Annotated in this window: 10 protein-coding genes and 1 tRNA gene; 6 read left to right on the plus strand and 5 right to left on the minus strand. The window is 48.8% G+C overall.

What is annotated here, in order from left to right; genetic code table 11:
* Window positions 1-16: 16 nt before the first annotated feature.
* On the minus strand, window positions 17-1,207 hold the full coding sequence (locus PGN_RS06240) for an N-acetylmuramoyl-L-alanine amidase family protein (RefSeq protein ID WP_012458167.1): 1,191 nt from the start codon (window positions 1,205-1,207) through the stop codon (window positions 17-19).
* 195 nt (window positions 1,208-1,402) lie between these two features.
* A tRNA-Thr gene (locus tag PGN_RS06245) sits at window positions 1,403-1,476 on the minus strand.
* Window positions 1,477-2,550: 1,074 nt separating this feature from the next.
* Between PGN_RS06245 and PGN_RS06250 the strand changes: the two genes are divergently transcribed.
* From PGN_RS06250 to PGN_RS06275, 6 genes are all read left to right on the plus strand, one after another.
* Window positions 2,551-3,483 carry a DtxR family transcriptional regulator gene (locus tag PGN_RS06250; protein ID WP_012458170.1) on the plus strand — a complete coding sequence of 311 codons (933 nt, stop codon included), beginning with the start codon at window positions 2,551-2,553 and terminating at the stop codon, window positions 3,481-3,483.
* Window positions 3,484-3,519: 36 nt separating this feature from the next.
* Window positions 3,520-5,694 carry a ferrous iron transport protein B gene (feoB, locus tag PGN_RS06255; protein ID WP_012458171.1) on the plus strand — a complete coding sequence of 725 codons (2,175 nt, stop codon included), beginning with the start codon at window positions 3,520-3,522 and terminating at the stop codon, window positions 5,692-5,694.
* Window positions 5,695-5,730: 36 nt separating this feature from the next.
* Window positions 5,731-7,377 (plus strand): glycosyltransferase, encoded by a 1,647-nt coding sequence (locus PGN_RS06260; RefSeq protein WP_012458172.1) that lies wholly within the window; start codon window positions 5,731-5,733, stop codon window positions 7,375-7,377.
* Window positions 7,378-7,445: 68 nt separating this feature from the next.
* Window positions 7,446-8,399: a calcium/sodium antiporter gene (locus tag PGN_RS06265; protein WP_005873443.1), complete on the plus strand. Its 954-nt coding sequence runs from the start codon at window positions 7,446-7,448 to the stop codon at window positions 8,397-8,399.
* A 20-nt stretch (window positions 8,400-8,419) separates the two neighbouring features.
* Window positions 8,420-8,884: a transcriptional regulator gene (locus PGN_RS06270; RefSeq protein WP_012458173.1), complete on the plus strand. Its 465-nt coding sequence runs from the start codon at window positions 8,420-8,422 to the stop codon at window positions 8,882-8,884.
* 432 nt (window positions 8,885-9,316) lie between these two features.
* Window positions 9,317-11,044: a phosphoethanolamine transferase gene (locus tag PGN_RS06275; protein WP_012458174.1), complete on the plus strand. Its 1,728-nt coding sequence runs from the start codon at window positions 9,317-9,319 to the stop codon at window positions 11,042-11,044.
* A 233-nt stretch (window positions 11,045-11,277) separates the two neighbouring features.
* On the opposite strand, the gene PGN_RS06280 is transcribed toward PGN_RS06275, so the two are convergent.
* Genes PGN_RS06280 through uvrA form a run of 3 tightly spaced genes read right to left on the minus strand, consistent with a single transcriptional unit; the run spans window position 11,278 to window position 17,883 of the window.
* On the minus strand, window positions 11,278-13,575 hold the full coding sequence (locus PGN_RS06280; protein ID WP_012458175.1) for an ATP-dependent helicase: 2,298 nt from the start codon (window positions 13,573-13,575) through the stop codon (window positions 11,278-11,280).
* Window positions 13,575-14,954 (minus strand): SWIM zinc finger family protein, encoded by a 1,380-nt coding sequence (locus PGN_RS06285; RefSeq protein WP_012458176.1) that lies wholly within the window; start codon window positions 14,952-14,954, stop codon window positions 13,575-13,577. Before PGN_RS06285 ends, PGN_RS06280 begins: the two co-directional genes overlap by 1 nt.
* 25 nt (window positions 14,955-14,979) lie before the next feature.
* Window positions 14,980-17,883: an excinuclease ABC subunit UvrA gene (gene uvrA, locus PGN_RS06290; protein ID WP_012458177.1), complete on the minus strand. Its 2,904-nt coding sequence runs from the start codon at window positions 17,881-17,883 to the stop codon at window positions 14,980-14,982.
* Window positions 17,884-17,895: the final 12 nt, after the last annotated feature.

Genomic DNA, 17,895 nt, shown 5'->3' on the forward strand with positions numbered 1-17,895 from the left:
ATGCTTTCCGACAATTTCAATATATCTCTCTCACACGTTTGCCCGCTTCATAAACCACGATATAAGCATCAGGGAAACTTTTCCTGACTTTTTTCCGAAGGTGACGAGCCTCATCCTCGCTGGAAACCGCTCCTGTAAGATAAAAGAATCGACCGCCTCGTTGTTCAATGACCACCTTGTAACCTTTCAATCGCTTATCGCCATTTTTGAGCTTCGTCGTGGAAGACAGGATCTGTATTTTATAGGTTTTCTTCGCGGAATGAGCACCCTCATCCGGCTTTACAGCATGCCCCTTGGGAGCTATACTTTCCTTGCCGTCAGACATATCTGCCACCGAAGAAATACCATTGTCTTCAGGTTCGACTTCAACCTTATCCTCTTCCTCAGCAGCTTGTGGTGCGGGCTCGGACACCTTACCGGAACGTCTGTCATAATCCTCTTTGTATCGGGCAAATCCTCGGGCGATAGCCGAAGCCAATTCGTCACGCCCGGCTTCCGACCCCAAATAACGAGCCTCCGCCGGATTGCTTATAAAGCCCAGCTCGACGAGAACGCTCGGCATGGCAGAAAACACGAGTACAGCCAAATTGCCGAGCTTCACCCCCCTATCATGACGCCCCTTGGCCACAAATCCTTTTTGGATCTGTTGGGCCAGTTTGATGCTCTGATCCTGATACGTATTCTGCATCAGTTCGAACATGATATAACTCTCGGACGAACGGGGGTCAAACCCTTTATAAACGGTCCTATAGTCTTTCTCCATCAATATGACGGCATTCTCACGCTGGACTACCGCCATATTTTTACTGTTACGTTCATGTCCCATTACATAGGTCTCGGTACCATAGCCTCCATGACCTCGCTCTTGCGAATTGACATGAATACTGATAAAAAGGTCGGCATTGTTTTTATTGGCATATTCGGCACGTCCCATCAGGGTAACGAAGAAATCCTTCTCACGGGTATAAAGCACTTTCACATCCGGATGCTTGCTCTTGATCAGTCGTCCCACACGCAAAGCCACGGCCAAATTGATGTCTTTCTCTCGTAAACCATTACCGACTGCCCCCGAATCATGTCCTCCGTGTCCGGCATCGATAACCACGATAAACGCGCGATTCCGTTGGCCCTCCAGAGGCAAACATACGATCAGAAGGAGAGCTGTCATCCAGAGCAACAGATAGTGGGTATGGTTTTTCCTTGACATGAACTTTATTATCCCTTAAATGGATACAAAAATAAGGATTATCCGCAACAAACGAAGGCAATAAAAACTGCGATTTTCCTTTCAGCCCTTTAGAAATCCGGAACGGAACCAAGGTGTTGAAAAGATAAGGAACTGTAAAAAAAGACTGCACCGACTTCTCATACCAAGCTGAGAGAATCGGTGCAATGCTTTTCGAGCCTCTTGTCGGATTCGAACCAACGACCCCGAGATTACAAATCACGTGCTCTGGCCAACTGAGCTAAAGAGGCGGATGGGTAAGCTGGCTATATCGCGCCGCTACGACCTAATACCCTTGCTGCGATCAAGCCCTGGGGGAATCAAAGGGAGCATGCCGTATAGGACTTACCCAGGCGCAAAAGTAGTAATAATTCCATAACGACCAAATAATCGGACGGAAATAATCCGATTCTTTTTTCCTGACAGTGAAAATTCTTTTGGAAACAAATAGTCCCTGAGCCGACCGAAGTGGAGAAGATTTGCGATGCGAAATTCGATTCCCCATGGTTGATGGTTTTTACTATATTTGCCGGCCAAGAATGCTCCTATCGAGAGTATAAAACTCTTTGTAAAAGAGCTTATAGGATTGATATAGAACGATATTGACAAACAGTTTACGACCAAATAACAATGAATATGCCACATATACTCCCCGGCTCATCAGGCCGGTTCCATCCCGCCCGTATCCGTCATACCGCCCCGCCTTGTTCGGACAAAGCAAGAATATCCCTATGACAAATAAAGAGGAATAACGCTTCCATAGCCTCCTCAAAGAGTCAAGGCACCCATCGAGTTCCCTATAGAACTTGGTGGGTGCCTTTGTTTTATCACCTCCCGAATCGGCCTTTTTCAGCCTCTGATTTATATAGAAATGACTTTCGATCTATATATAAATGGAAAACGATTTATATATAAATCAAAAACAATCTATATATTTATCGTAAATGATTTGTATATAAATCGTTATCTTCTTTTCCAAAAGTCATATTTCTACCTGAAAAACTTCCTTTTCATGCCTTTTTCACTTCGAAATCGTCTTCCTTTCTGGTGCTTATTTGGAATCATTCCAAACACATCTTCGTTGTTGAAAACTTTTTTGGTGCATATTTTTCAGTCTGTCAATGACCGGAATACTCAGGGAAGAAAGTGGAAACGATCTTGTAGGAGCAACTCCGCCTCCGGATACCTCAATGCAGGTAAAAGAGCACAGGAGAGCCTGCAGTTTGACGGATTCTTCGATAAAATAAGCACCTTTGTCATACTGAAAACGTTGTGCCACAGGCCAACAGACCGAACACTTCGGTAATAATAGAAGTTATAGAAGCATGAATTTATTCTCGAATCTTCTGTTTCGCTTCGATGTACGCCGTCTGTCCGAAGATACGCTCAAAGCTATCTATTCTTTGGAAGAAGACGGTCTGCCCGTCAATGCAGACCGACTGGTAGCCCTGACCGGGCTGAAGATAAGCAACCAACAGTATATACTCGATCTGCTGCACAAACAAGGCTACTGCCTGCCTCCGGACTCGCATCTGACCGAAAGCGGACGGAAATATGCGCTCAAGGTGATTCGCCGCCACAGGCTTTTGGAAAAGTATCTGTCCGAACACTCCGGCTATGAACCCAGCGAATGGCATACACAAGCCTGCAAGGAGGAGCACGATCTGTCCGATGAAGAGCAGGAGCGGATAGCAGTCCGTCTCGGCAATCCGCTTTTCGACCCGCATGGCGATCCCATCCCGACGGAAGAGGGCGAAGTGCAATCCGTGGAAGGAATACATGCCGACGAACTGCCGGACGACTCGTATGTGAGAGTGATCCACATCGAAGATGAGCCTGCCGACCTGTATCGGCAGATAGAAACCATCGGTTTCTTCCGCGGTGCCGTATTTCATCTTTTGCGTACCGATACGGATGGAGTGCACCTTTCTTTCGAGGGGGAGCAGTTCTTCTTACCACAGGAGGCTGCACATAATCTGACCGTAATGCCTTGTACGGACAAAGGCATGATAGATTTGGCACAGAAGACCGTCAAGCTCACTACACTTCGTCAGGGCGAAGAAGCTACGATAGCCGGCATCAGCAAGGCCTGTCGGGGGGCCAATCGTAGACGGCTATTGGACTTAGGATTTGTACGCGGTAGCCGAATCGCCATAGATCTGACCAGCCCCTTGGGCAATCCGACAGCTTATGTGGTCAGAGGAACGGCCATCGCCCTGCGACGCGATCAAGCTCGTTATATCCTTATATACAGGTAAAAGACCTAAACGCTCAGACCAACTTCGAATCGAATGATGAAAAAGAGTGCTGCCACCTCTTCAGCCTGCAACGGCTGCCCCACACACAGCGGAAATAAACTCCGGCGCATGGGCACCGATGCGGAGCGATACGACTTCACCATCGCCCTTGCCGGCAATCCCAATACGGGCAAGAGTACGGTATTCAATGCCCTGACCGGGCTCAAACAACATACGGGCAACTGGCCCGGGAAAACGGTAGAGAAAGCCGAAGGTGCATTCTCGTATGCCGGCTCTTCATACAAGATAGTGGATCTTCCGGGCACCTATTCTCTCCTTTCTACTTCCGAGGATGAGGAGATCGCTCGCGACTTCATTCTCTTCGGCAAGCCCGATGTCACCCTCATCGTGGCAGATGCTACCCGACTGGAGCGGAATATGAATCTGATCCTGCAAATCCTCGAAATAACGGATCGTGCCGTCCTATGTGCCAATCTAATGGACGAAGCCGAACGGAACGGCGTGGAGATCGACCTGAGAGGTCTCTCGCGCAGGCTGGGCATCCCTGTCGTAGGAGCCAGTGCACGTTCGGGAGAGGGCATATCCGATCTCCTGTCGGCCCTGTCCGAGGTGGCCCAAGGGATATATCGCTGTACTCCGCATCGGCTGACAAGTATCGGTACTGAAATAGATACGCGGATCGATTCTTTGGCCGAATCCATCCGGCTCTTTCATCCCGATACGCCCAATAGCAGATGGTTGGCCCTTCGCCTTACGGAGGGAGATCGACGGGTGGAGAATATCCTCTATGCCGACAACGAAGCTCCGGCAGAGAAGCTGAAAAGAGAGGTGGACGAGTTTCGCCGCAACTTCGGCGAAGACCTGCATGACCAACTCTCCGAAGCACTCTATTCCGATGCCGGAAAAATCTGCCAAGAGGTGATCACTCAGACCAACAAACGCGGGAGAACTCCACTGGACATCAAGATAGATCGTATCGTTACGAGCCGGAAGTGGGGTTTTCCCATCATGTTGTTCATGTTGGCCTTGGTACTGTGGATTACCATTGTAGGCTCCAACTATCCGTCCCAGTGGTTAAGCGACAGTCTTGTAGGTATTCTCCATCCTTTGCTGAAGACACGGACTACGGGTTTCCTGCCGGATTGGTTGAGCGGATTTCTCATCGATGGCGTCTACTTGGCTACGGCTTGGGTCGTAAGCGTGATGTTGCCGCCGATGGCCATTTTCTTTCCTCTATTTACATTATTGGAAGACTTCGGTTTTCTTCCGCGAGTGGCATTCAATTTGGACGAACTTTTTCGTCGTTCGGGTGCGCACGGCAAGCAGGCTCTGACCATGACGATGGGCTTCGGCTGCAATGCGGCAGCAATCATCAATACGCGCATCATCGACAGCCAAAGGGAGAGACTGATAGCTATTCTGACCAACAACTTCTCTCTGTGTAACGGGCGTTGGCCTACACAGATACTCCTTGCCACGATCTTCCTCACACCTGCCGTACCGGCCTATTTGCGTGGCGTGATCGGCATTGGGTCAGTCGTGGCCATTGCATTGCTGGGTATCGCTTTCATGTTTTTCTTCTCTTGGGTACTCTCCCGAACGCTGCTGCGAGGTCAAGTCTCCACGTTCAATCTGGAGCTTCCACCCTACCGCCCGCCACAGTTTTGGCAGACGATCTATAAATCCATCGTAGATCGTACACTCGTCGTTTTGTGGCGTGCCGTTGTCTTTGCCGCGCCGGCCGGTGCCCTTATCTGGCTCACCTGCAACATCCAAATCGGTGGAGTCGGGATAGCCGAATATCTGATCGACCTGCTGGACGGACCCGGTTGGCTGATGGGACTCAACGGTGTCATTCTGCTGGCCTATGTATTGGCCATTCCGGCCAATGAAATAGTGATACCGACGATACTGATGCTGACCGTCCTGACTACGGGAATAGATGGAGGAACCGGTGCCGGCGTCATGTTCGAAGCCGATGGCACAGCCGAAACGGCACGACTGTTCGAAGCCGGCGGTTGGACTATGCTGACAGGTATCAATCTCATGCTGTTCTGCCTACTCCACAATCCTTGCAGCACCACCCTGTTTAACATATATAAAGAGACGGGGAGCCGGAAATGGACGCTGCTGGCAGCCTTGATTCCGCTTGCCACTGGTTTCGTTGTGACCGTAGCCGTGGCCTTTGTATGGCGGTTGGTCGGAGGATAAGACCGGAAAAAACTTTCCCAAACGAATTGCGATCGAATGAATGATTTTCGCCCCAACCCTTCCCTCTTGCTGGAGACGAGCTGGGAGGTTTGCAATAAGCAGGGTGGTATATACACTGTGCTTACATCGAGGGCACATGAGATGATGAAACGCCACGACGGACGTATCATTTTCATAGGCCCCCTGCTAACGGAGCAGGAAGACTTACCCACCGATTTTGAGAATACAGTCCCTGCCATCTTGGAGGACTGGCATCGTGATGCAGCACCCTCGCTGGACTTGCGATATGTGTGCGGCAGCTGGCGAACTCCCGGTTCTCCCCCTGTAGTACTGGTGGACTTCGAACCCCTCTATGCACAGAAAGCAACGCTCTACTATGAGATGTGGGAGCACTTCGGCATCCAAAGCAACAAGGGGTACGGCGACTATGACGAGGCCTCGCTCTTCGGCATTGCCGCAGCCCAAACGATGCACAGTCTGTGCGAATACCTCTGCCCCGAAGACCAACCGGCCATAGGTATCTTCAACGAATGGATGCTCGGCATGGGACTCCTCTACAGCAAGCGGAAAACACCTCGTCTGAAAACCCTTTTCCTCACACATGCCACCACCACAGGGCGGTCTATCGCCGGCAACAACAAAGCTCTGTATGCCTACATGCCGGGCTACAACGGCGATCAAATGGCTGCCGAACTCGGTGTAGAAGCCAAACATGGGATAGAAAAAGCGGCGGCTCACCAATCGGATACCTTTGCCACGGTAAGCGAACTCACGGCCAAAGAATGCCGGCAACTGCTCGAACGCGATCCGATGGTACTGCCCAACGGATTCGAACCGAACTTCGTGCCGCAAGGAGAAGAATACGAGAGGCGGCGTGCAGAAGCGCGAAAGCGACTGCTCCACGTAGCGGAACATCTGACCGGCAAGCGACTGCCTGCCGATACCTTACTGATAGCCACGAGCGGACGGTACGAGTACAGGAACAAAGGTATCGACCTCTTCATCGATGCCGCTTCCGAGGCCGGACGATCGGGCAAACTCCGCACTCCGACTTTGGCTTTTATCCTCGTGCCGGCTTGGGTAGCCGGAGCGCGTGCCGATCTGCAATATCTACTGAATCATCCCGATCCGACGGAGTATAAAGAGAAACCCCTCCCCTATCCTTTCCTGACTCATTGGCTGCACGACATACAGGAACAGACTATCTCGAAACGACTCGACGAATCCGCCGGCAGTGCCGGAGAGGTGTCCTTCATCTTCGTTCCTTGTTACCTGAATCGGAAGGATGGGATCTTCGGCCTCGGCTACTACGATTTGCTCATCGGTATGGACCTGACCGTCTTTCCCTCCTACTATGAACCGTGGGGATATACACCGCTGGAAAGCATCGCTTTCGGTATTCCGACGGTGACGACCGACCTTTCGGGCTTCGGCCTTTGGGCTATGCAGGAGCGCGGTAGTCGGGACGACTTCAGTACGGGCGTAGCCGTCATCAAGCGTACCGACGACAATTATGGAGAAGCCGTACAAGCCATCGCCGACCTGCTATATCGTTGGCCGGCCGAAAGTGCCGACCGAACAGCCTGCCGGCTGGCAGCCATGCAAACGGCATCCCATGCAGAGTGGCGTTTGTTTTACGACCGGTATGAAGATACATACTCTGAATTGCTCAGTCGAGATTGAAGACAACCGATAATGAAAAAAACGCATCTTTGTAGTCCATTCCACGAACAAACAGCTATTATAAAACAATGATATTGAACATACTGCTTCTAATCATCGGATTGGCTTTAGTCGTTGGCGGAGCCAATTTTCTCACCGATGGCGCAGCCTCCATAGCCAAGCGATTTCGACTATCGGATTTGGTCATCGGCCTTACCGTACTGGCCTTCGGCACATCGGCTCCCGAACTCACCGTCAGTCTGATGGCAGCCCTGAAAGGAAGTGCCGATATAGCTATCGGCAACGTCATCGGGAGCAATATCTTCAACATTCTGGCCATCGTTGGCATTACGGCTCTGATCATGCCGCTGACCATGTCGAACAGTACGATTCGTATCGAAATCCCTCTAACCATTCTCTCCTCCGCGGTCTTGTTTTTCATGGCCAACGACCGCCTCTTCGACATGGCCGGAGAGAATGTGATCACCCGTACCGAAGGTTTCGTATTACTGGCTTTCTTCCTGATATTTCTATTCTACACTTTCAATATGTCCAAAGGGGAAGAATCCCCCGGGCAAGTGAGGCAGTTTGCCCTACCCCTATCCATAATAATGGTAATAGGCGGTCTGGTAGCTCTCGTCTTCGGGGGCGATCTGTTCGTGGACAATGCAGCTATGCTTGCCGGACGCATGGGAGTAAGCGAATCGGTTGTCGCCATCACCATCGTAGCAGGAGGAACTTCCTTGCCCGAATTGGTCACCACCTTAGTGGCTGCCATCAAGAAGCGTCCGGGCATGGCCATCGGCAATATCGTAGGTAGCAACCTCTTCAACATCCTGCTCATCCTCGGAGTCAGTTCGTCCATCAGCCCCATACGGATCCAAGGCATTACGGTCGTGGACTATGGGATTTTCATTCTATCGGCAATCCTGCTCTACGTTTTCGGCCTTTTCTTCGGAGACAAAACGATCAAACGCTTCGAAGGCAGCATCCTCTTATCGCTCTTCATATGCTATACGGTCTATTTGGTCATGACCGCCTAAAGAAAGCCATACGGGGAAAAATGCGCAAGAAAAGGCTCGACGCCATTCGCCGGCATATTCTGCGGAGCGAAATCTCCACCCAAGAGGAACTGCAAACAGCCTTGCTGTCCGAAGACATTCCCGTATCGCAGGCCACACTTTCACGCGATCTGGAAATCCTCGGCATAGAAAAATCGACCTCGCCTTCAGGGAAAAAAGTGTACATCCTGCCTCGAGACAATCGTCCACCCTCCTCTCGCGGTGAACTTCGTATCGGACGCACCGAAGGGTTTATCGGACCGGTCGATACGGGAGAGATGCTTCTGCTCAATACGGCTGAGGGCCATGCAGCCCGTATCGCATCGAAAATAGAGGAGCTATCTGCGCCCGAAGTGGCGGACGTATTCTTCGGCCCGACGCACATCGTTGTCATCGGGCAGAAAGGAACCACGCGTCAGGCTTTACTCTGCGCCATTGCTCCGGCCATTCCCGAAGTCCTCCGCTGACAACCGACACACCTCCTCACGTCAAACCTTACCAAACTTCCTACACTGTATAGTCACGAAGACTGAACGACAATGAATGATGACAGGAACGACATTTCCATGAGATCGAACGAATCAACAAGTATTTGCTCTCTCTCAAAAGACTATTCCCCTCGCATATCAAAAACACATCACTACAATCAAACTTAAACGGGAGCATTTTGAGGCGGTTGTCCCCTGAGGTCTATTGGTTAATTTCATCTATGCAGCAATATTTTTACATATCTTTGTCGCGTTTCAGTTGAACATCTTCAAAGAACACATTCCGACACCTTTGGACATTACATACTTCTACTATGATCCTCTAAACGGTATACAATCTCAATCCAATTAGCCTCCTCGTCTACGAATGTTACTTATAAATCAAAGTCATTAGCAATACAAAAAAATACTATGATCGACCTTTTTTCAAAATTACGCAACTCGGATTGCAGTCTTCGGCAGAATGCCTCTAACACCTATGTCCACCGCCTGCTGAGCCGCAGCTATCTGCTGTTTTTCCTGGCCTTTTTACAGCTTATTGTCAATGAATCCTATCGCCGAGTATTGGTCTCTTGGAATATGGAGGTTCGATTTGCGGATATTCTGATTGCCCCGATTGTTTGGAGCTTGGTCGTTTATTTATTACTTGCAGCCATCCCGAGCCGTCGGTTATATCGAGGCATTATGTGGCCCGTGATCCTGATCGCAACGCTTATGTACGTAGTAGAGATGTACCTGCTCAGGTGCTACGGGACTGTTTTTATCCCCTATATAGCTACTGCATTTCTTGCTACTACATCAGCCGAGGCCAGTGCATTCTGGCGAGAGGCTTTCTCTTGGAGCGATATTGGTCATGTCGCAGGTTGGTATGCGATCGTTTGGCTTGTGAGTCTAACCCTCGGTCGGCTACTACATCTACTCCCAAGCAGACCTAAATTTCTCTTTCCTCTACTGCTTCTGTTTCTTAGCCCAATACTCTATGCAGCAGTTTGGCACTATCCTAAAGCTCTTGATCAGCTCTCCGAAGATAGAGGCTATGCTTTCTCCTATCCGACAGCTGCACCTTGTGAGAGGTTGGTATGGAGCATCTCGCAGAGCTTGATGGAAGGCAAAGAGATCAATGCCCTTTTCGATCGCATTAACTCCAGTACAAAGAGAGATATGGTTACCAAAGTCTCCCCTAAAGCGCCACACACGGTAGTGCTCGTTCTGGGTGAGTCAGCCCGACCTGATTATATGCATAGCTATGGTTATCCTCTGGAGAATACCCCCCGATTGGATAGTCTGCTTGCATCCGGTGCTGCTGTACAATTCGACGATGTGGTCAGTGCCAAGCCTAATACTCAAGGTTCGATTGCAGCGATGATGTCTATTGGAGAAAGCCGTGCAGGAGGAAAATGGTATGACGATCCTATGCTGATACCGCTACTCCGCTCCGCCGGTTACTATACCTTCTGGCTGAGTGCTCAGGAAAAACTGGGCTTTGCAGTGCAAAATGTCACAGCCATCGCCAAACTTTCGGACAGTACCCTTTTCGTCTTCAGAGGGATGGATGATGTGGTATTACCCAATCTCATGCAACGAGCCGAGTATCAAAATCTATTTGAGGTGGTACATCTGAGTGGCTCACATGTATCCTATCAGGATCGTTACCCCTCTGAATTCGGCAAATTCACCTCGGAAAACCTTCCCTCTCATCATGACGAATCAAAGGATGCAGTCGTGGCGCACTATGTCAATAGTCTGTACTACACGGATTATATCCTCGGCGAGATTGAGCGAAAATACGCAAATGAAGATGCGATTATCATCTACCTTTCGGATCACGGGCAGGTACTCTATGATGCACCCAACAACCCCAATCTGGTCGGCCATTCATTTAGCCAACAAGGTGTATCTATCCCTCTGTTTATCTATCTCAGTCCATCTATGAGAGCCAAATACCCGGAGCTTATCCCTCGATTGCAATCCATTAGGAGCCGACGCATCATGACCGATGTCCTGCCCTATGCTATTATGGGACTCTTAGGAATAGAATCTCCTCTCTACAATCCGGAGCTGGACTTTTGGGGCACCGGTTATGATGAACATCGCCCTCGTGTTATATACACGGATGATTCATCTTTGGTTATTGACTGATTCGATATCGCTTATCGATCTTTGTACACAGAACCACCCTCAAGGGCGTTCGACACTTAGCTTTGAACTCAGAGCACCTCATGGATGACTGAGTCAGTCTCATGGTTTTGAACAAATAAGAAGAAAGGATTGCTTTTGGGAAATATGCCCCCACGAAGCAATAATACCTCAAAGAGCAAACCGGTGTACACCCCATAGTGTCCTAAACGTTTTTGAGTACAGAACACTGTAGTTCAGATCGAATCTTTTTCCACTTTGGATAGCTTGGCAAACCGAAGTAACAGACGTTTGCGTCCTACCTGCTGAAACGAAACCTCAGCCTTGGCATTATCGCCTTCTCCTTCGAGGGATTCGATGATTCCTATTCCGAAGCGCGCATGTGCCACTGTGTCGTCCACGCACAAATCTCCTATCTGCTGATGAACCATTCGCTCCTCATGAACAGGAGAGGAGCCGACGCGTACCAGCCGTCTGCGAATCGGCTCCGGCTGAGGCAATCTTTCGAAAGCATCGCTCCGAGAAAAATGGATGGGAAGTTCGTCACCTTGGCTGTGCCCTCCTAACATTTCTTGTGGCACACGTCGCTCAACGTATGCATCATCAAGTTCTTGTAAGAAGCGGCTCGGACGCGAACGCTCTGTTCGTCCGTTTCGGGAGCGTTCCGCAGCAAAACTGATATGACAGGATTCTTTGGCACGAGTGATAGCCACATAGAAGAGACGACGCTCTTCCTCAAGACCCTGTTCGGTAGCATTCATCATCGAAGGGAAAAGATTTTCTTCCATACCAACGATAAAAATATGCTTGAACTCAAGTCCCTTTGCAGCATGTACCGTCATCAGGGTGACATAATCTCCGACCACTCCTTCGGTATCTTGGTCCGTCAGGAGTACAACCTCGTTTAGGAACGTTCCCAAGGAGGGTTTCTCTCCCCTTTCTTCGGCGTAAGAAGTGCCGTATTCCTCAATGCCGTTGAGCAATTCTTTGAGGTTTTCCTGCCGACTTATTCCCTCGATACTTTTGTCAGAAAAAATTTCTGCCGAGATCCCGCTCCGTTTGACCACATCGGCTGCTTGTTCGTACAAAGATTCGTATTCGGACTCCTGAAGTTCACGGATGAGGGAAACGAACTCACCAAGACGGCGTCGGGCTGTAGCACTAAGATCGGGAAAACCCTTCTGCGATTCGGACAGCACGTCCCACAACGAACGAGAAGAAGCCGTGGCTATCTCGTTAAGACGAGACAGAGTGGTATCTCCTATTCCTCGCTTGGGATAATTGATTACACGCCTGAGTGCTTCGTCATCATTGGGATTTACGATTAGACGAAAATAGGCCAGGACGTCCTTGATCTCTTTTCGCGAATAGAACGAAAGCCCACCGTATATACGAAAAGGGATATTGTGTTTGCGAAGTGCTTCCTCGAAAACTCGGCTCTGCGCATTAGTGCGGTACAGAATGGCGAAATCGGAATAAGGACAATACTCTTGCATGCGTCGCTCGACGATCGAATCCGCTACCGTATAAGCCTCCAAATACCCCGACAGACAACCCGTCAGGCGAATACGCTCACCTACTTGTTTGTTCGAAAAAACTTGCTTGGGGATTCGCCCCTCATTGTAAGCAATCAAGCTATTGGCAGCATTGACGATGCTCTGTGTACTCCGATAGTTCTCCTCAAGTTTGAAAAGTTTGCTCCCGGGGAACGACTTTGAAAAGCCCAGAATGTTTTCCACTTTGGCTCCACGGAAACTGTATATACTCTGAGCATCATCCCCCACGACGAATACCTTGCCTTTCTCCCCCATCAACTGCCTGGCAATCAAATACTGTGCAAAGTTGGTATCCTGATATTCGTCGATCAATAAATAATCGATGCGGTCACGGTAGGTCTGCAAGACATCCGGAAAATCACGAAAAAGGACATTGATTTTGAAAAGTAGATCATCGAAATCCATGGCATTATTCTGCTTGCACAGAATGGTATAGAGAGAATAAATCTCTGCCATCCGAGGCATTCGACAGTCTATATCATATCGGGAGAGATCCTTATTGGCAGCATACGATTCGGGAGAGATCAGCTGATTCTTAGCCATCGATATACGATGTTGTACAGCGTTGAGACGATATACCTTATCATCGATATTCATGCGCTTCATCACATGACGCAGCAAGCTCTTGGTATCGTTCGTATCGTATATGCTGAAGTCGCGAGTATATCCGAGGTGTATCGCATTCTCTCTAAGTATACGAGAGAAAACGGAATGGAATGTACCCATCTGTATCCTGTAAGCAGTAGGTCCGATCTCGCTTGCCACACGTTCTTTCATCTCTTTGGCAGCTTTGTTCGTAAAGGTCAGTGCCATCAGCCTTGCGGGATCGTAGCCGGAGCGAATCAGGTGCAGCAATTTATAAACGAGTACCCGTGTTTTGCCGGAGCCTGCCCCGGCTATCACCAAGGCAGGCCCGTCATTATAAAGAACGGCAGCCTTTTGGCTGTCGTTCAATGATGAGAGATAATCTTCGGACATTACGATGCCCCGACAATCATACTGATTCTTTTAAGAAATACTTCTCGCAGCGTATCATTCGAGAGAACACGATTAAGATGACGCAGGAGTTTGTCTATCTCTTCTTCCGCATCAGTACCATGCAGCAAAATTTCTGCCGTACGGATAGGAGGAAGCATTTCGTTCATTTCTCTAATCGAATCGGATGTGTACAAGAACATGAAGTCGCGCACATCATCAGGCAGATTGGAGCCATCATTTCTAAGCGGGAAGATAGGACGATAGTCTCGGATAAAGCGATAGAACGGGCCTAAGATAAAGGGATCTATATGCTGTACCACAGAGGAGAACTGAACAGGGGTGAGATCTTCGATGGTCTCCAGATTCATATAAAGATGGTCGATCTGCATCCTCTTGATAGCCACCGAAACGGGATCGCGCCACTCCTTCAAACGAGTGGCCTGCTCCACAAACATGAACGTACAAGGGGGAACATTATTAGCCACCTTCTTGACAAAGGCAGATGCATGCATCACCTCAATGGGCAAACGGCGAAGAGCAGGATTGGCAAAGGCATTGCGCCAAAGGATGAAGCGCTGGGGATCATTGATAATCACATATCCCGTAGCCCCGGGCTGATCGCGCAAATATACATCGGCAAGAGCAACGACTTCGCGGACAATTACATCAGAAGGAAGACCGACCATCACACCATGTCCTTCATATGCCAAATCGTACACATGCCTACGCATTTCTTCCGGCATATCGGCCGTGTATTCATTATCGACACGCTTATCAGGATTGGTCTCACGTAAATAATCTTGCCACTCCATCCTGCGACAATGCTCCTGGGTCAGATCAAATACATCTTCATAACAACGGAATGAAGCAGCTATATCCTTGGCCTCATCACAAATCTGCGGTAAGAAGCTGTAGTTCTCAGGAGGCAAAGTGCCCGATTCATCGAAAAAGCGAGCACGCAAGGCCTCGAAGCGAGCCGTTTCTTCACGTCCAACACGCATCTTGATGCTACGTCCGCCTTTATAGCTTACATAGATGGAGCTATACTCAGGCGTATAGTCAAATTCGCCCCAAGGATAACCGGGTACCTGATCTTGAAGAAAGAGTGTTACTGCCTCGATATGCTTGCATGTTCCAAGCCCATTCGTTCTAAAATCGAGACAAGAACAATAATTCCGTTCGCTCCGAACACCACGGAATGCAACTCGGTATCGGTTGCGGCCGTTTGCGACCAAATAATCGCCCCATATCCGATTCTCATCCAAATGTTCAACATCGAAAGGATTCTGTTCAGCAAATTCTCTTCTTAATCCTACTTGCCACTCTTCTACGGTCATGCCTTCCGGACAAAACCGATTAGACAATTTCTGTTCTTTCATTGAATAAACCTTCTTTTACTTTACATTATATATTGTCTGCAGAATTCATGTGTACAGTATCAATCCGGCCTTTTTCGAATTCGGCTTTCACAAATTGAGCTGTATAACTATTCTTGCATTCTATTATATCCTCCATTTTCCCTTGGTAAAGCAACTGTCCACCACCTGCTCCTCCCTCCGGTCCTATATCAATCAAATAATCCGCACAGCGGATCACATCCAAATTATGTTCGATCACTATTACCGTATTCCCTCTCTCTATCAGTCGATTAAGGATCCCCAACAAAACGCGTACATCTTCGAAATGTAAGCCCGTAGTCGGTTCATCTAATACATAGAGTGTATTTCCCGTGTCACGTTTACTCAGCTCGGTAGATAATTTAACACGTTGACACTCTCCTCCCGACAAAGTCGAGGATGGTTGTCCCAGTTTGATATAGCCCAAACCGACCTCCTGTAAAACGGAAAGCTTGGATAAAATATGAGGTACATGTTCGAAAAATTCGACAGCCTTATTGATAGTCATATCCAAAACATCCGCAATGGATTTTCCTTTGTAACGGACTTCGAGTGTCTCCCTGTTGTATCGCTTTCCCCAGCATCCCTCACACGGAGCAAATACATCGGGCAAAAAATTCATTTCGATCGTCTTGTAGCCATTACCCTTACAAACCTCACAGCGTCCGCCTTTGACGTTGAAAGAAAAACGCCCCGGCTTATATCCACGAGCTTTACTCTCGGGCAGACCGACAAAAAGAGCGCGAATATCGGTAAACAATCCCGTATATGTGGCTGCATTGCTTCTAAGCGTCCGCCCGATAGGACTTTGGTCTACGGCTATTATCTTATCTATATGCTCTAACCCCTCTATGCGGTCATAGGGCATCGGATCCTGCAAAGAGCGGTACAGCTTTTGGCTGATAGCAGGGAATAGAGTCTTATTGATCAATGTACTTTTCCCACTACCGGAGACCCCGGTAACACATATAAATACCCCCAGCGGAAAGATAACGTCTATATTCTGCAGGTTATTGCCTTTGGCTCCAAATAATTTTATCGTTTTCCCACTACCATCTCTCCTGCCGATCGACTTTTCTATACGCTTTCGTCCACTTATATAATCGGCAGTCAGGGTATTAGCCTGCACCATCTCTTCCGGACTACCTGCAAACACCACTTCACCACCATGTCTGCCGGCTCGTGGTCCTAAGTCTATTACATAGTCGGCGTGCAGCATCATATCCTGATCATGCTCCACCACTACCACTGTATTGCCTATATCACGCAAATCCTGAAGCGAATGAATCAACCGAAGATTGTCCCTTTGGTGAAGACCGATACTCGGTTCATCCAATATGTACAAGACCTCAACCAGTTTGCTCCCGATCTGCGTAGCCAAACGAATACGCTGGCTTTCTCCTCCGGATAAGGATGCTGCAGCTCGGTTCATCGTCAAGTACTCCAACCCCACATCTTTAAGAAACCCCAAGCGTGTCCGTATCTCTTTCAGTATTTCTATAGAAATAGCCCGTTGCGTATCCAAAAGATGTTCATCCAGAGAATCTACCCATTCAATAAGAGTCTTGATGTCCATTGCATTCACTTCTGCAATGTCCTTGCCGGCCAAACGATAGGACAGAGCTTCTTTGTTCAGACGCTTGCCGGCACAGTCGGGGCAAGTTGTAGTCTTGAGAAACTGATCTGCCCATTTCTGCGCAGTAGCCGAAGCATCCGATTCTTCTGCCTGCATCAATATATACTTAGCCACGCCATCGAAGCTGAGAGCATACCTCGACTGCCCCAAAGCTTTGTTGTTTATGGTCAGTAGTTCGTCTGTACCATATAGGATATCCTCGATCAACTCTTCCGGCAAATCGCGCAAAGGCGTTTTGATCGTCACATCGTACTTCTCGCACAATGCCTCTATTTGCCAAAAGAAAAGATTGTTTTTGTATTTGCCCAATGGCTCAATGCCACCTTCGTATATACTCTTCTCACGAGATGGAATGATCTTGTCCATATCCGGCAGATTCACTTCGCCCAAGCCCTTACAGCGCGGGCAATAGCCATGAGGGGAATTGAAACTGAAATTGTGCGGAGCCGGATCGCTATACGAAATTCCCGTATCAGGACACATCATCATCCGACTAAAACGTCCCACTTCGTTTTTTTCCGAATCCAACACCATCACAAGCCCTTCGCCTTCACGCATAGCCAATGCCAAGCTCTCCGCTATACGTTTGCTTTGATTCGATGCTACGCACAGCTTGTCGATCTGCACTTCGACGTCATGTATTTTATAGCGATCAAGCTTCATCCCATGCAAAATCTCGCGAATCTCACCATCCACGCGTACGTGCAGATAGCCTTTCTTACGAAGCCTTTCGAATAGCTCCTTATAATGCCCCTTACGCGAGCGAACCACCGGGGCTAACAAAGCTATCTTACGGCCATCATACTTTTCCAAAATGAGGTGGAAGATTTGCTCCTCGGTGTATTTCACCATCTTCTTTCCTCCGGCATAAGAATAAGCCTCAGCAGCACGAGCATAGAGCAAACGAAAGAAGTCGTACACCTCTGTAACGGTACCGACAGTCGATCTCGGATTCCGATTGGTCGTCTTCTGTTCTATGGAAATGACCGGACTCAGCCCTTTTATCTCGTCCACGTCGGGGCGCTCCATACCACCACCGAGGAAATTCCGCGCATAAGCCGAAAAAGTTTCTATGTACCGTCGCTGTCCTTCGGCAAAAAGGGTATCGAAAGCCAATGACGACTTTCCGCTGCCACTCATTCCCGTGATGACTGTAAGGCTATGACGCGGAATGCACACATCGATATTCTTCAGATTGTGCACCCGTGCTCCATAGACTTCCACAGCATCGTGTCGAGCTATCTTGTCTTTTACGTTTATAACTGTATCGTGCATATATTTCCGACC

Origin of the sequence: Porphyromonas gingivalis ATCC 33277 (genome assembly GCF_000010505.1) — a bacterium.
Classification (GTDB): domain Bacteria; phylum Bacteroidota; class Bacteroidia; order Bacteroidales; family Porphyromonadaceae; genus Porphyromonas; species Porphyromonas gingivalis.

What these genes read in the sequence shown, in the direction of transcription:
- PGN_RS06240 (WP_012458167.1), bottom strand. Translation starts at nt 1,207, where the DNA reads ATGTCAAGGAAAAACCATACCCACTATCTGTTGCTCTGGATGACAGCT.
- PGN_RS06250 (WP_012458170.1), top strand. Translation starts at nt 2,551, where the DNA reads ATGAATTTATTCTCGAATCTTCTGTTTCGCTTCGATGTACGCCGTCTG.
- feoB (WP_012458171.1), top strand. Translation starts at nt 3,520, where the DNA reads ATGAAAAAGAGTGCTGCCACCTCTTCAGCCTGCAACGGCTGCCCCACA.
- PGN_RS06260 (WP_012458172.1), top strand. Translation starts at nt 5,731, where the DNA reads ATGAATGATTTTCGCCCCAACCCTTCCCTCTTGCTGGAGACGAGCTGG.
- PGN_RS06265 (WP_005873443.1), top strand. Translation starts at nt 7,446, where the DNA reads ATGATATTGAACATACTGCTTCTAATCATCGGATTGGCTTTAGTCGTT.
- PGN_RS06270 (WP_012458173.1), top strand. Translation starts at nt 8,420, where the DNA reads ATGCGCAAGAAAAGGCTCGACGCCATTCGCCGGCATATTCTGCGGAGC.
- PGN_RS06275 (WP_012458174.1), top strand. Translation starts at nt 9,317, where the DNA reads ATGATCGACCTTTTTTCAAAATTACGCAACTCGGATTGCAGTCTTCGG.
- PGN_RS06280 (WP_012458175.1), bottom strand. Translation starts at nt 13,575, where the DNA reads ATGTCCGAAGATTATCTCTCATCATTGAACGACAGCCAAAAGGCTGCC.
- PGN_RS06285 (WP_012458176.1), bottom strand. Translation starts at nt 14,954, where the DNA reads ATGAAAGAACAGAAATTGTCTAATCGGTTTTGTCCGGAAGGCATGACC.
- uvrA (WP_012458177.1), bottom strand. Translation starts at nt 17,883, where the DNA reads ATGCACGATACAGTTATAAACGTAAAAGACAAGATAGCTCGACACGAT.